Below are 14,466 nucleotides of genomic sequence, written 5' to 3'. Positions count from 1 at the left end.
GGACACTTCACTTGCCGATGACGCCATGAGTGTAGAGCCCTCGGGTCAAGCCCGAGGAGGACGAGCTGGTGTCAGAACTCCGACCAGTCTTCCAGCTTGGGCGCGGCGTTGCCGCTGCTGCGGCGGAGATAGGTGCTGGCGACCGATTTGAGCTTGTCCTGCATCCCCTTGATGCCGCGGGCCGGTTCAGCCGCGCGCACGGGGGAGGCCGAGACGGTGAATTGCTCCACGATCTCGTCGAGGCGAACGGCCTGGCCTTCGGTCTGCTCGATGGCAGCGTTGGTTTCTTCGACGAGAGCCGCATTGTGCTGGGTCATCTCGTCCATCTGGCGGACGGCCACGGTGACTTCCTCGATGGCGGAGGCCTGAGTGCGGCTGCCGCGGGCGATGGCTTCGAGATCGGCCGTGTTTTCGCGGATGGCATCGAGCATGCCGGCGAGTTTTCCGGCGGCGGCGCCCACGAGCTGGGTGCCGCCCTTCACTTCGCTGGCCGACTGTTCGATCAGCAGTTTTACGTCAGCCGAGGCGCTGGCGGCGGATTGGGCGAGGCGACGCACTTCCACGGCGACCACGGCAAAACCCTTGCCGGCTTCGCCAGCGCGGGCGGCTTCCACCGAAGCGTTGAGGGCGAGAAGGTTGGTCTGGAAGGCGATGTCGTCGATCAGCCCGATGATGTTAGAGATTTTGGCCGAGGAGGCGGTGATCCGGTCCATGGCTTTGGTCGCCTGGTTCATCACCTCGCCGCCTTCTTCGGCGGCCTGCGAGACGTTGCGGGCCTTCTTGCTGGCGGCTTCCGCCTTGCCGGCATTGTCGAGCACAGTGGACGCCAGTTGCTCCATCGTGGCCGAGGTTTCTTCGATGGTTGCGGCCTGGCGCGTCGTGCGCTCGGAGAGATCGTTCGCACCCGAAAGAATTTCGCCGGTGGCGCGCTTCAGCGTGCCCGAGGTGGCCCGGAGCTGGCCGACGATGTCGCCGAGGCGTTCGGCCACGGCATTGGTATCGTCCTTGAGGCGGGCAAAGGCGCCTTGATAGTCGCCATTGACGCGATGGGTGAGGTCGGTGTCGGCGAGGGCCGAGAGCACCGAACCGGTTTCCGAGAGGCCGCGGTCGACGGTTTCGACGAGGCGGTTGACGGAGCGGGCAAGTGTATTGAGCTCGACATCGGGGAAATTGGCCTCAACGCGACGGCCAAAATCGCCGGAGACCGCCGCTTCCACCACATCGCCAAAGGCGCGCTGCAGCGTCACCATCATTTCGGCGCGCTCGGCCTGGTTGCGCAGAGCCTGGGCGGCTTCGGCTTCGGTCAGCTGGCTGATCTTGCGGCCATTTTCGCGGAACACTTCCACGGCACGGGCCATGGCGCCCAGTTCATCGCTGCGGGTGGTGCCGGCCACGTCGGCATCGAAATCGCCGGCCGCGACGGTTTCCATCGTGCCGGTGAGACGGGTGATGGGCTTGGTGATGGAGCGCGAGAAGAGAAGGCTGAGTACGGCGACAATGGCGAGTAGGCCCGCGCCGATGGCGAACATCATGTTGCGCATCTGCGCGACGGGGGCCAAAACCTCGTTCTGCGCCATGACGGCGACGGCGGCCCAAGGCTCGCCCTTGGTGGCAATCGGCGCGCCGGCAACCAGCATGGGCGTGGCGCGATAGTCTGTGGTTTCCCCGATCGTGTGGCTGCCGGCAATCGCGGCACTGAGCACCGGGCCAGCAAAACCGGTGACCAGCGCATCATTGTCAGGCGTAAAAATGGAATCCGAGCGCAGGAGGCCATTGGAGCCGACGACGATCACTTCGCCGCTTTCGCCAAGGCCCGTACGATCGCCCACAACGCCATCGAGGACGATAGACGGGAGCTGGAAGGCGACGACGCCGATCTTACGGCCCTGGGCGTTGAAGACGGGCTTGGCAAAAAAGCTCGCGGGAAGACCGGCAGCGGGCGCATAGGCCTCGAAATCGGCAAAGGCCATGTCGTTGTCGTTTTCGATGGCCACGGCCTGGGCAAAGACGCGGCCGAGGCCGGTGGAAGCCAGCGGGTTGCCTTCGGCGAGACTGGTGCCGAATTCCTGGCCCTTGGTCAGCGAGTAGACGACAAAGCCCTTCAGATCCATCAGGTAGAAGTCGCGATAGCTCCGGGCCGTCGCCTTGTTGCGGAAGGCCGGATGGAAGCGCGTATGGGTGACGTCATAGGCGCCGGTGGTGCCCAGCGTGTCGAGGGCTGACAGGTTGTCCTTGTTGGGATTGTCGTCGACATAGAGTTTTCGGACCTCTGCGGTCGGGTCGATCTTGAACTGCAGCCAGGCGCCGGCAAAGTCGCGCAAGGCCTGTTGGGTGTCGGCAGAGCGCGAGGTGGCGACGAGATCTTCTTCGACGCCGTGAATATAGGACGAAACCTGACGGGCGCGTTCGGAGGCGAGGGTGGCGAGGGTGTTTTCCGCCGAGGCCCGCAGCGCCTGCGAGCCGATGAGGTAGCTTGCAAGGCCGACACCCACGCTGACCAGGAGGGCGGATCCAAGCAGCGCCAGGGGCAATTTACGGGCGATCGGCAGGGAGAAGCGGCGCATCTGTGTCCTCGCAAAGGCGCACGCCCGGCCGATTCCCGTCGGCTGGGCGAACTAATTTGCGCGAGGTTAGGCGAACGCCGTTAAGTGCCGGTAAAGGCCTTATTCAGCATGTGCGGCGGCGGGCGCGAGATCGTCGTCGCCTTCCGCTGCTACGGCCGCGTCACGCAGGCTCGACTGCGCTGCGATGGCCTTGCTGGTCGAGCCCGAAAGCTCGTCATTGGCCGGGGCGCGCGTGAGAATGCTGGCGAGCGAACCGATGGTCGAGCGCAGGTTGTGGCGGTGGACGACCATGTCCACCATGCCGTGCTCATAGAGATATTCCGAGCGCTGGAACCCCTTGGGGAGCTTTTCGCGGATCGTCTGCTCGATGACGCGCTGGCCGGCAAAGCCGATCAGGGCGCCGGGCTCGGCGATATGGACGTCGCCCAGCATGGCGTAGGATGCGGTGACGCCGCCGGTTGTCGGATTGGTGATGACGACGAAGAAGGGGAGACCTGCTTCGCGGAGGCGCAGCACGGCAACCGTGGTGCGCGGCATCTGCATCAGCGAGAGCACACCTTCCTGCATGCGGGCGCCGCCCGAGGACACAAAGAGCACGAAGGGCGTCTTGCGTTCCACGGCGGTTTCGAGGCCGGTGATGATGCCTTGGCCGGCGGCCATGCCGAGCGAGCCGCCCATGAAGTCAAAATCCTGCACCGCAACGGTGATGTCGCGCTTGTAGAGCTTGCCGGTGGCGACGATGACGCTGTCTTCGAAACCGGTCTTGGCGCGGTTTTCCTTGAGGCGGTCGGTATAGCGCTTCTGGTCGCGGAATTTTAAGGGATCGACCGGGACCGAGGCGACGGGCACGAGATCATAGGCGCTGTCGTCGAAGAAGGTGTTGAGCCGGTCGGTCGGCTTGATCTTCATGTGGTAGCCGGAATTCGGCACGACCCACTGATTGGCTTCGAGATCGCGATAGAACACCATCTCGCCGGATTCGGGGTCTTTCACCCAAAGGTTTTCCGGCGTGTCACGCTTGTTGTTGAGGAACGAGCGGATTTTGGGGCGGACGAAATTGTCGATCCAGTTCATGGCGCGGCCTTTCGCGATGATCTCAAGAGCGTTTTTCCGAAACGCTCTGAAAAGTCACCTAAACGTCAATTGTGGCAATTCTTATCAGGTGGGAAGGGCCGCGGCAAAGGTTGGCTGGGCTCTATCCACCTTCATAGAGCGGTGTCATCCCCGCGAAAGCGGGGATCTCAAGTCCCAAACAGAGATTCCCGCTTTCGCGGGAATGACACTGTGGGAGAGGAGGGATTTCACGTCCTTGCCCGCTTCACGCCGGCGGCGATGTCGGCAACGAGTTCGCGGACTGCCGAGACCGTCTTGTCGGTGGCCTTGCCATCGACCAGGGTCTTGGCGACGGCGTCAACGAGCACGGTGCCGACCACGATGCCATCGGCATGCTTGCCGATTTCGGCAGCGTCCTCGGCCGTCTTGATACCAAAACCGACGGCGACGGGCAGGTCGGTATGGGCCTTGATGCGGCTGACGGCCTCGCCGACGGCAGCGCGCGATTTGATCGCGGCGCCGGTAATGCCGGTCATCGAGACGTAATAGACAAAGCCCGAGGTGTTTTCGAGCACGACCGGCAGGCGCTTGTCGTCGGTGGTCGGGGTGGTCAGGCGGATGAAATTGATCCCGGCCTTGAGGGCGGGGATGCACAGTTCATTGTCCTCCTCGGCCGGCAGGTCGACGATGATGAGCCCATCGACGCCCGCTTCCTTGGCGGTCGCGAGGAATTTGTCGACGCCAAAACTGTAGATGGGGTTGTAGTAGCCCATCAGCACGATCGGCGTGGTGTCGTCCTTGCGGCGGAATTCTTCGACCATGCCCAGAACGCCGAGCAGGGTCTGCCCGGCCTTGAGAGCGCGCTGGCCGGCCATCTGGATGACGACGCCATCGGCCATGGGATCAGAAAAGGGCAGGCCCAGTTCGATGACATCGGCGCCGGCCTGCGGCAGTGCGTTGAGAATGGCCTGGCTGGTGGCGAGGTCCGGGTCGCCACCCATGAGATAGGTGACGAAGGCGGGGCGATTGGCGGCCTTGGCGGCGGCGAAGGCGCGGTCGATACGGGTGGTCATTATTTCAGCAGCCCCAGATATTTTCCGACGCTTTCCACGTCCTTGTCGCCACGGCCCGAGAGGCACAGTACGACGGATTTGTCTGTGCCGAGGGTCGGCGCCAGTTTGATCACCTGGGCAAGGCCGTGCGCGGATTCGAGCGCCGGGATGATGCCTTCCATCTTGGTGCAAAGCTGAAAGGCTTCGAGCGCCTCATTGTCCGTGATCGGCACATAGGTGACGCGCTTGGTATCGTGGAGATAGGAGTGCTCGGGGCCGACGCCGGGATAGTCGAGGCCGGCGGAGATAGAGTGACCTTCGAGTATCTGGCCGTCCTTGTCCTGCAGGAGATAGGTGCGGTTGCCGTGCAGCACGCCGGGGCGGCCGCCGGTCATCGAGGCGGCGTGGCCGTTTTCGATGTCGATGCCATGGCCGCCAGCTTCGGCGCCATAGATAGCCACCTCAGGATCGTCCAAAAAGGCATGAAAGGTGCCGATGGCATTGGAGCCGCCGCCGACGCAGGCGACCACGGCATCGGGCAGCTTGCCTTCGAGTTCGCGGAACTGCTCTTTCAGCTCCGTACCGATAACAGACTGAAAATCCCTGACCATTTCCGGATAGGGATGCGGGCCAGCGGCGGTGCCGATCAAGTAGTAAGTGTTTTCGACATTGGTGACCCAGTCGCGCAGCGCCTCGTTCATGGCGTCTTTCAGCGTGCCGGCGCCGGCGGTGACCGGGCGGACTTCGGCGCCCAGCATCTTCATGCGCAAGACGTTGGGCATCTGGCGCTCGACGTCGGTGGCGCCCATAAAAATGGTGCAGGGCAGGTCGAACTTGGCGCAGACCGTTGCCGTCGCCACGCCGTGCTGACCGGCGCCGGTTTCGGCGATGATGCGGGTTTTTCCCATGCGCTTGGCGAGGAGGATCTGGCCGAGGCAATTGTTGATCTTGTGCGAGCCGGTGTGGTTCAGCTCCTCGCGCTTGAACCAGACTTTTGCGCCGCCCAGATGCTTGCTGAGGCGCTCGGCATAGTAGAGCGGGCTCGGGCGGCCGGTATAGTGGGTGGCAAGGTTCTTGATTTCGGCCTGGTAGGCGGGGTCGACCTTGGCGGCCCGATATTCCTTTTCGAGGTCGAGGATCAGCGGCATCAGCGTTTCGGCGACGAAACGACCGCCATAGATCCCGAAACGGCCGTGCTCGTCCGGGCCATTGCGCAGGGAATTGATGCCGTCCATTAGAGTTCCTCTCGGCGCCGCCGAGATGACCCGGCAAGCGATCCCTATACGGCCGCGCGGGCGTTGCGGATGAACGCTTCGATCAGCCTCTTGTCCTTTTCGCCGGGTGCCCGCTCGACGCCCGAAGACACGTCTATGCCAAATGGCGAGACAGTTCTCAGGGCCTCGGCAACATTGTCCGGCGTCAGGCCACCGGAAAGCATGAAGGGCACGGACGGGTCAAGCGCCTTGAGGAGTGACCAGTCAAAACTTTCACCCAATCCGCCCGGCCGATCGGCGCCCTTGGGGGGCTTGGCGTCGAGCAGGATGCGGTCAGCAACATCGACAAAACCGGCAACCTGGGCCACGTCCTCGGCCGTGCCGATGGGCAGGGCCTTCATGATCTCGACGCCGGCCTCGGCGCGAATGGCTTCCACGCGGTGCGGGGTTTCGGGGCCATGGAGCTGGATCCAGTCGGGACCGAGCGCGGCGACTTCGGCGACAGAGCTATTGTCGGGATTGACCAGCACGACACAGCTTTCCACTTGCCCGCGCGCGGCCGAGATCAATTCGCCCAGCAACTCGATGGGAACGTGGCGGGGCGAGCGCGCAAAATGCATGAAGCCGATCATGTCGGCGCCGGCCGCAATGGCGACATCAAGCATGTCGAAAGTCTTGATACCGCAGATTTTGATGATCAGGGGGTCGGCCATCGCGTGGTCGGAACTCAGCTGTCGGAGCTAGGATAAAGGGACAATGAGGTGTTCACCGCAGGTCCAGGATTTCGTCGACTTCGGAAAGGGCATTGCTGCCGCCCTGTCCCTGGCGCCGGCGCTGGGCTTCGAGCTCGGAATTGAGCGCCTGCGCTTCGCGACGCCACTGGCGCTCGCGCTTGCGGTGCTGCCCTTGCGCAAACCAGGTGGCGGTGCCGCCGAGCAGGACCCCGATCAGCAGCACGATATAGAGGATGACAAAGAGCGGAATGCCATAGCCGGCCGCATCGGCAGAAGCGGGCGCGCCGAAGGGATTGAGATTGATGGCAACCAATTGCCGGTTGGCGAGGGCAAAAGCCACCAATGCCGCGCAAAGCGGCACCAGAACCAGCCAACCAACGATCTTGCTGACCATAAGTCTTCCGAACTATTCGAGGGCCCGTGAGGCGCCGATCACGATCTTACTCGCGATTGAGGCGCTCGCGGATTTCCTTGCCGGCCTTGAACTGCGGCACATATTTTTCCTCGACATCGACCTGTTCGCCGGTTCGAGGATTGCGCCCGACGCGAGCCGGACGGTTCTTTACGGAAAAGGCGCCGAAGCCGCGCAATTCGACGCGGTCACCGCGCGCCATGGCATCCCCGATCTGGTCGAGAATGGCATTGACGATGTTCTCGATGTCGCGCTGGAACAGATGTGGATTCTCTGCGGCGAGCTTCTCGACAAGTTCAGACTTGATCATGGAAGGCTCCGGTCTCCAAGACGCTGCTCCCCTTGCCTCAGGGGTTCGTTCCAACCTGCCAAAGCGAAACCAAACCGTCAAGCATCACAGGACCTTCCGCAGGAAGTCCGAGTGCCGCACGGGCCGATCCACCGAGCAATTGACCGACCCAGCCAAACCCCTCGTCGGGCAGCGGCCAGGCAGAAACAACCGGCAGATCTGCGGCAATGCCCTTCTCGCTTTCGAGCCAGGCAATGGCTTCGGTTTCTCCGCCAAGGGCATCGATGAGGCCATTCTCGAGCGCGACGCGACCGGTGACGATACGACCGTCGGCGAGCGCAAGGGCCGTGGAGCGCGGGAGATTGCGGCGTTCCGCCACGATATCGACGAACCAGACGAAACTGTCTTCGACAAGGGCGGCGAGCGAAGCGCGGGGCGCGCCGTCGAGGGGCTCGTTGAAATCGGGCTCGGCCTTGAGCGGCCCGGACGCCACCTTGTCGAGATCGATACCGATGGTGTCCAGCAGTTTGCCGGCATTGACGTGCTGGTAGAGCACGCCGATGGAGCCCACGATCGAGAGGCGCCGGGCAAAAATGTGATCGGTGCCGATGGCGGTCATATAGGCGGCAGAGGCGCCAAGTTCGTTGATCACCGAAACCACCGGCTTTTCCGCGCTGAGCCGGCGCAGGGATTCGTAGAGTTCTTCGCCGCCTGCCGTGGTGCCGCCAGGGGAGTTGATGGCGACGATCACGGCTTTCACCTTGTCGTCCTCGATCAGTTGCTCGAACATTTTTTGTCTGGCGGCATTGGTCGAAATGGTGCCGTCGATGGTGATCCGGGCGATGGCGCCATCGCCGATCACGCTGGGCATGGCAAAGCGGCCGAGGAGCGCCAGGACAACAGCGGCGGCAGCGACCAGCGCAAAAATGCGCCAGCGCCCGCGCGAGCGCCTGAACGTGTCTGCGGCCAGCGCTTCATGGGCTTCGGAGGAGGGGAAGTGGGTCACGGCATGGTCCTGCAGAATTTGGTGCGACCATACACGGATGAGACGAAACGGCCAGAGGTCGGATTATTTTGACCGGCGGTGGCCCCATCAGGAGAGGGCTCAGCCCGGATTTTTGCGCGCTTCAAAAGCACACGGTGTTATTCCCAGGAAAGCGGGGATCTCCTTGCATGGAAATAGAGATTCCCGCTTTCGCGGGAATGACGCGGTGAGTGTGGGGGTTCAAGGTACGCCCCATCACGGGGAGGCCCGGATGATGGAGCCCCCCACCAAAATCTAAAGCGCCTTCACCATATAGCGCGCCGCATCCTCATAGGCTGCGAGCTTTTCCGCCAGTTCCGGCCGGTCTTCCGTCACAAAACCCTGCCTTTCCCAGAAGGGCACCGAGCCGTTGACGGCGACGAGGCTCATGGTGGGAAAGCCCATGGCTTGTGCATGTTTCGTGAGGGCGGCAACGATCTGGCCGGCAGCGCCGACGCCGCGTGTCACGGGCAGCAAGGCAAGGTCGTGAATGTAAAAAGTGTCCGGCTGATCGGGCAGCGCGCCGATAAGCGCGTTAAGCGCCGGCAGGGAGCCGCGCATCCAGGGGTGGCTCAAGACATAGCCGGCCGGCTTCTCGGCAACTTCCAGGATGTAGCAGCCATTGCGGTAGAGGCTGTGCTTTTCGGCCAGGACCGCGTCGGATTCAAAAAAGCCGGGATGGACTTTTTCGGCAATGGTCGAGACGGCGTTGAGATCGTAGCCGCTCATGGCGCGCCAGGAAACATCCCTGAAAAGCATCGATGTGCTCCCTAAACAAAACGACCCGCGCTGATAAAGCGCGGGCCGAAAGATTGCAAATAAGCGTGACGCTTACTTTTCGTCGCGGCCCTTGAGGGCGGCGCCGAGGATGTCGCCGAGCGAAGCGCCCGAATCCGAGGAACCGAAGTTTGCAACGGCTTCACGTTCTTCGGCGATTTCGAGCGCCTTGATCGAGAGCTGGATGCGGCCGGTCTTGCGGTCGTACTGGGTGACGCGTGCGTCGACCTTTTCGCCCTTGGAGAAACGTTCCGGACGCTGGTCGTTGCGGTCGCGGCTGAGGTCGGCGCGGCGGATGAAGGCCGTCACTTCGCTGTCGGCGATACGGACTTCAATGCCCCCATCGTTGACTTCGATGACTTCAGTGGTGACCACGGCGTTCTTGCGCAGGCCACCGGCTTCGCCGCCAGCAGCTGCACTCGATTCGGCGAGGTCATCAGCAGCGAGCTGCTTGATACCGAGCGAGATACGTTCCTTCTCGACGTCGACGTCGAGAACCTTGGCCTTGACGATGTCGCCACGGTTGTAGTCGTCGAGAGCGACTTCACCGGACTTCTGCCAGTCGAGGTCGGAGAGGTGAACCATGCCGTCCACATCGCCTTCGAGGCCGATGAACAGACCGAATTCGGTCTTGTTCTTGACTTCGCCTTCGATGGTGGCGCCAACCGGGTTCTTCTCGGCGAAAGCTTCCCACGGGTTCTGCAGGGTCTGCTTGAGACCGAGCGAGATGCGGCGCTTGTCCGGATCGACTTCGAGCACGACCACGTCGACTTCCTGCGAGGTCGAGACGATCTTGCCCGGGTGGACGTTCTTCTTGGTCCAGCTCATTTCCGAAACGTGGATCAGGCCTTCGATGCCCGGTTCCAGTTCGACGAATGCGCCGTAGTCGGTGATGTTGGTCACGCGGCCAGAGAACTTCGCACCGATCGGGTACTTGGCTTCGATGCCTTCCCAGGGATCAGCCTGGAGCTGCTTCATGCCGAGCGAGATACGGTGGGATTCGTGGTTGATGCGAACGATCTGGACCTTGATGGTCTCGCCGATCGTGAGCACTTCCGACGGGTGGTTGACGCGACGCCATGCGATATCGGTGACGTGCAGCAGGCCGTCGATGCCGCCGAGGTCAACGAACGCACCGTAATCGGTGATGTTCTTGACCACGCCGTCGACAACCTGGCCCTCTTCGAGCTGCTGGACGATTTCCGAACGCTGTTCGGCGCGCGATTCTTCGAGAATGGCGCGACGCGACACGACGATATTGCCGCGACGCTTGTCCATCTTGAGGATCTGGAACGGCTGCGGCACGTTCATGAGCGGAGCGATATCGCGGATCGGACGGATGTCGACCTGCGAACGCGGCAGGAAGGCCACGGCGCCTTCGAGGTCGACGGTGAAACCACCCTTGACCTGGTTGAAGATCGTGCCTTCAACGCGCTCATTGGCGTTGTACTTTTCTTCGAGCTTGACCCAGCTCTCTTCGCGACGGGCCTTCTCACGCGACAGGACGGCTTCGCCCATGGCGTTTTCGACGCGGTCGACATAGACCTCGACGTCCGAACCGATGGTGATGGTGCCATCACGGCCGGCAGCGCCGAATTCCTTCAGCGGGACGCGGCCTTCGGTCTTGAGACCGACGTCGATGATGGCCAGGTCCTTTTCGATGGCGACGACTTTGCCACGAACAACGGTGCCTTCGGCGGCATCGTTGTCGACAAAGGAGTCGAGCAGCATCGATTCGAAATCTTCTTTAGTCACAGTTTGCTGTGCCAAACTTTTTCTCCGTTGCGCCGGCGTGTTGAGGGTTGCTGATCCCATTGAGAATTCGGGTCCGCTTCAGCACAAATGCCAAAGCCGGCGCACGGAGCACCGCTTCTCGAACAGGACGATTTGTTTAGTCGGTTTCCGGACCAAGGCTTTGGATGATGGTCGGGACCAAAAGCCTCAAGGAGGAAATTAGGAGAACGAACGTTCCCCTGCCTTGAGCGCCATGGCCTGATCGACAATCGCGATGGCAGCGCGGAGTGCGGCCTCTATACTCAGTTGTGTCGTATCGAGCAAGTGTGCGTCGTCGGACTTGTAGAAACCGCCATTGGGATTGAGCATGTCACGCGCATCCCGTTCTTCTATCTGGTGATAGAGAGCATAGCGGTCAACCACCTCACCGCGCGCCTCGAACTGGCGGGCCCGGCGCTCCATGCGTGCCTTGCTGTCGGCCTGGATGAAAAGTTTTACGTCGGCATCGGGGCAGATTTTCGTGCCGATATCGCGGCCATCGAGCACGGCGCCGCCCGGTTGCAGGGCAAAATTGCGCTGGAAGTCGAAAAGCGCCTTGCGGACTTCGGCGATGACGGCGACTTTTGAAGCCAGCGTGCCGGCCTTGGCGCTGGTCAGGGTCTCGAGATCGGTGAGGTGCGCGGCATCGAGCTTTTGGGCGGCTTCGATTGCCTTGGCTTCAAATTCGCTCGTGTCTTCAAAGGCTTCGACGGCCACGCCGACGGCGCGATAGAGCAGGCCCGTATCGAGATGCGGCAACTGGTAGTGTCGTGCAAGACCCTGGGCCAATGTGCCCTTGCCCGAAGCGGCTGGTCCATCGACGGCTATGATCATGACCTTCACCCTGGCACTTGGCATATCCCGGGACGCCTTAGCATGGGTTTGCGGGGCGGAGCCACCCTCGCTTGTTCAGCATTTAGGATTTGACACAACCCGGCTTTGCACCTAACCGGACTGGCCGAATATCAGGCTTGGCCGCGGCGGTCGGCCACAGGCATTTTCCCTTTTCGACGAGGCATGTGAAATGGCCAACGAACGCGGTACCAAGCGTACCGATCCCGATACCGGCAAGAAGTTCTACGATCTGAACATGGATCCGATCGTCTCGCCCTATACCGGCAAGTCCTATCCCCGCTCCTATTTCGACACCCTGGCAGTCGGCAAGGCGTCGACCGTTTCGTCGCGCAAGGTCGACGATGAGGATGAGGTCGAGGAAGAAGAAGAGGTCGAGGACACCAACGCTCCTGAAATCGTCAGCCTCGAGGATGCCGACGCTGAAGAGAGCGGCGGCGACGAGGAAATCCCAGATGTCGACGATGTCGAAGTCGACGAAGAACTGGGCGACGATGAAGAAGACGTGTTCCTCGAAGAGGAAGACGACGACGCCGATGACGGCCTCGGCTTTGACGTCGGCGACGACGAAGACCGCTGATTTTATTTGAGTTTTTCCGCCGGGGAGGGTTTTCCCCGGCGGATGAAAAAAGTGTCATTTAGGCACTTGCGTTGTCCGGAATCATCCTCTAGGTTCCGCCTCGCTTCGGACGGCCAAGCGCCTCCGAGACCCACGGAATGGGGCCATAGCTCAGCTGGGAGAGCGCTTGCATGGCATGCAAGAGGTCAGCGGTTCGATCCCGCTTGGCTCCACCATTTCCTCCTAAATTGTTGACAGACTGGTAGCATCGAGCCGCGCTTTGGCGCGAATGCGTCGGGGTTCGGTTGTTTCCTGCGCCGGCTTTCCTATAGTGATGGGACAGAACCAGCCCGGGACGCCCGTCTTGTCGTCCAATGTCACCTCTTCCCCGTCCGGGACCGAACCTTATTGGCGCCGCCTTGTTCGATTCGCCGGACGGCGTCTCGACACGCTCTCGGCCGGCGGCTGGCTTTTTGGTCTTCTCTTTGCTGCCCTGTCGCTGACGCCCTCGCTTATTCCGCGCAATGTGCTGGTGCAGGGGATTTTGTCCGGCTGTGCCTTTGCGGCCGGCTATGGCATCGGGGTCTTTCTTGAATGGCTGTGGAATTTCCTGGAGCTGCGCTGGCCCAACCGCAGGGTGGCGCGCTGGACCGGGCGGCTCTGTGCCGGGGCGTGCCTTGTCCTCACCATTGCCTTTCTCTGGTTCTGGACCGGCTGGCAGAATTCCATTCGCGCCGGCATGGGCGAGGCGCCGCTTGAAGCGACCCAGCCGCTGCTGGTGGCGCTGATTGCCCTCTTGCCGGCAGCCCTGCTGGTGGGGCTCGGGACCTTGATTGTCCATGGCGTGCGGATCGTCGCCATTTGGCTCGGAAAACTGATCCCGCCGCGCGTCGCGCTGGTCGGGGCCATGATCCTGGTGGGGCTTGCTACGGCCACGGTGGGCGATGGCGTCGTTGCGCGGGGCCTCTTCTTTGCTGCCGACCGGTTTTACGGCAATTTCGACCGGCTGGTGGGCATTTCCGAACCCATGCCGACAGATCCGTTGAAATCGGGCAGCACGCAATCGCTGGTCAGATGGGACACCATTGGTCTTGATGCCCGCGTCTATGTCGAGACCGGCCCGACCGCCGAGGAGATCGCCGCGATCACCGAAAAACCGGCGGAAACGCCGTTGCGCGTCTATGTGGGCCTGCGCTCGGCTGATACGCCGGAAAAGCGCGCCGAACTGGCCTTGGCCGAAATGGACCGGGTCGGCGCGTTTGATCGCAAGGTGCTGGTGCTGATCATGCCGGTGGGCACGGGCTGGGTCGAGCCGGCAGCGGTGGACACGCTCGAATTTCTCCATGGCGGGGATGTTGCCAGCGTCGCCGTGCAATATTCGTATCTCACGAGTTGGCTGTCGCTGGTGTCCGAACCCGATATCGGGGTGGAAACGGCGCGGGCTCTGTTCAATGCGGTCTACGACCGCTGGACCGACATGCCGCATGACCGGCGCCCAAAGCTCTATCTCCATGGCCTCAGCCTTGGCGCCTATAGTTCGGCGGCCTCGGCCCAGCTCTATGACATTCTGGGCGATCCCTTCGATGGGGCGCTCTGGGTGGGGCCGCCCTTTGCCAGCGCCGCCTGGCGCACTACCACAGCCAATCGCGACCCCGGATCGCCCTTCTGGCGGCCGCGCATCGGCCAGGAAACGACAGTGCGCTTTGCCAATAGAGGCGACGATCTCGACGAGGGCAGCGAATGGGGGCCGATGCGGATCGTCTATCTGCAATATCCCTCCGACCCCATCGTCTTCTTCGACTGGACGCTGCTCTATCGCGAGCCGGCGTGGCTCAGCGAAGAGCGGGCGCCTTCGGTGTCCCCGCTGCTCAACTGGTATCCGGTCGTTACCTTTCTGCAGCTGGCGCTCGACATGGCGCTGGCCCAGACTGCGCCCATCGGTTTTGGGCATGTCTATGCGCCGCAGGACTATTTTGATGGCTGGGTGGCGGTCACCGAGCCACAGGGTTTTTCCGATGCCGAACTCGATGCGCTTGAAGCAAAGCTGACCCGGCATGGGCCGCGCGCGCTGATCGAGGGGGGATGGTTCCGGCACAACCAGCCTGTTGTGGCAAACTGATTGAAGCAAACCTGAGGCGCGATGCTCCTGCCATAATCGGGTTT

At 62.2% G+C, this 14,466-nt stretch carries 13 protein-coding genes and 1 tRNA gene; 3 read left to right on the top strand and 11 right to left on the bottom strand.

Going from position 1 to position 14,466, the window contains the following annotated elements; all coding sequences use genetic code 11:
- Nucleotides 1-71: 71 nt before the first annotated feature.
- The 11 genes from ACSQ2A_RS15070 to ACSQ2A_RS15020 all read right to left on the bottom strand — a co-directional run bounded on the left by ACSQ2A_RS15070 (nucleotide 72) and on the right by ACSQ2A_RS15020 (nucleotide 11,726).
- Entirely contained in the window at nucleotides 72-2,564 is a 2,493-nt protein-coding gene (locus tag ACSQ2A_RS15070; protein WP_436072897.1) for a methyl-accepting chemotaxis protein, read from the bottom strand.
- 99 nt (nucleotides 2,565-2,663) lie between these two features.
- Nucleotides 2,664-3,638, bottom strand: a complete 975-nt coding sequence (gene accD, locus ACSQ2A_RS15065) for an acetyl-CoA carboxylase, carboxyltransferase subunit beta (RefSeq protein ID WP_295413514.1) — start codon at nucleotides 3,636-3,638, stop codon at nucleotides 2,664-2,666.
- Between the two features lie 227 nt (nucleotides 3,639-3,865).
- On the bottom strand, nucleotides 3,866-4,690 hold the full coding sequence (gene trpA / locus ACSQ2A_RS15060) for a tryptophan synthase subunit alpha (RefSeq protein WP_436072896.1): 825 nt from the start codon (nucleotides 4,688-4,690) through the stop codon (nucleotides 3,866-3,868).
- Nucleotides 4,690-5,904: a tryptophan synthase subunit beta gene (trpB, locus tag ACSQ2A_RS15055; protein ID WP_436072895.1), complete on the bottom strand. Its 1,215-nt coding sequence runs from the start codon at nucleotides 5,902-5,904 to the stop codon at nucleotides 4,690-4,692. Before trpB ends, trpA begins: the two co-directional genes overlap by 1 nt.
- A 44-nt stretch (nucleotides 5,905-5,948) precedes the next feature.
- On the bottom strand, nucleotides 5,949-6,596 hold the full coding sequence (locus ACSQ2A_RS15050; RefSeq protein WP_436072894.1) for a phosphoribosylanthranilate isomerase: 648 nt from the start codon (nucleotides 6,594-6,596) through the stop codon (nucleotides 5,949-5,951).
- A gap of 52 nt (nucleotides 6,597-6,648) precedes the next feature.
- Nucleotides 6,649-7,011 (bottom strand): LapA family protein, encoded by a 363-nt coding sequence (locus tag ACSQ2A_RS15045; protein WP_295413521.1) that lies wholly within the window; start codon nucleotides 7,009-7,011, stop codon nucleotides 6,649-6,651.
- Nucleotides 7,012-7,057: 46 nt separating this feature from the next.
- Nucleotides 7,058-7,339: an integration host factor subunit beta gene (locus ACSQ2A_RS15040; RefSeq protein WP_035084445.1), complete on the bottom strand. Its 282-nt coding sequence runs from the start codon at nucleotides 7,337-7,339 to the stop codon at nucleotides 7,058-7,060.
- A gap of 37 nt (nucleotides 7,340-7,376) precedes the next feature.
- Nucleotides 7,377-8,324, bottom strand: a complete 948-nt coding sequence (gene sppA / locus ACSQ2A_RS15035; RefSeq protein ID WP_436072893.1) for a signal peptide peptidase SppA — start codon at nucleotides 8,322-8,324, stop codon at nucleotides 7,377-7,379.
- A 273-nt stretch (nucleotides 8,325-8,597) separates the two neighbouring features.
- A complete protein-coding gene (locus ACSQ2A_RS15030; protein ID WP_436072892.1) occupies nucleotides 8,598-9,101 on the bottom strand; it encodes a GNAT family N-acetyltransferase in 504 nt (167 codons plus the stop codon).
- Between the two features lie 72 nt (nucleotides 9,102-9,173).
- On the bottom strand, nucleotides 9,174-10,889 hold the full coding sequence (gene rpsA, locus ACSQ2A_RS15025) for a 30S ribosomal protein S1 (RefSeq protein ID WP_295413531.1): 1,716 nt from the start codon (nucleotides 10,887-10,889) through the stop codon (nucleotides 9,174-9,176).
- A 183-nt stretch (nucleotides 10,890-11,072) separates the two neighbouring features.
- Complete coding sequence (locus tag ACSQ2A_RS15020) at nucleotides 11,073-11,726, bottom strand: (d)CMP kinase (RefSeq protein ID WP_436072891.1); 654 nt, start codon at nucleotides 11,724-11,726, stop codon at nucleotides 11,073-11,075.
- A 190-nt stretch (nucleotides 11,727-11,916) separates the two neighbouring features.
- On the opposite strand from ACSQ2A_RS15020, the gene ACSQ2A_RS15015 reads away from it, so the two are divergent.
- The 3 genes from ACSQ2A_RS15015 to ACSQ2A_RS15005 all read left to right on the top strand — a co-directional run bounded on the left by ACSQ2A_RS15015 (nucleotide 11,917) and on the right by ACSQ2A_RS15005 (nucleotide 14,422).
- On the top strand, nucleotides 11,917-12,324 hold the full coding sequence (locus ACSQ2A_RS15015; RefSeq protein ID WP_295413536.1) for a TIGR02300 family protein: 408 nt from the start codon (nucleotides 11,917-11,919) through the stop codon (nucleotides 12,322-12,324).
- A 139-nt stretch (nucleotides 12,325-12,463) separates the two neighbouring features.
- Nucleotides 12,464-12,539 (top strand) — tRNA-Ala (locus ACSQ2A_RS15010).
- Nucleotides 12,540-12,667: 128 nt separating this feature from the next.
- Nucleotides 12,668-14,422 carry an alpha/beta hydrolase gene (locus tag ACSQ2A_RS15005; RefSeq protein WP_436072890.1) on the top strand — a complete coding sequence of 585 codons (1,755 nt, stop codon included), beginning with the start codon at nucleotides 12,668-12,670 and terminating at the stop codon, nucleotides 14,420-14,422.
- The last annotated feature ends 44 nt before the right edge of the window (nucleotides 14,423-14,466 follow it).

This window comes from Devosia sp. LjRoot3, from assembly GCF_964252865.1.
Classification (GTDB): Bacteria; Pseudomonadota; Alphaproteobacteria; order Rhizobiales; family Devosiaceae; genus Devosia.
This window is presented reverse-complemented; position numbering and strand designations above follow the sequence as displayed.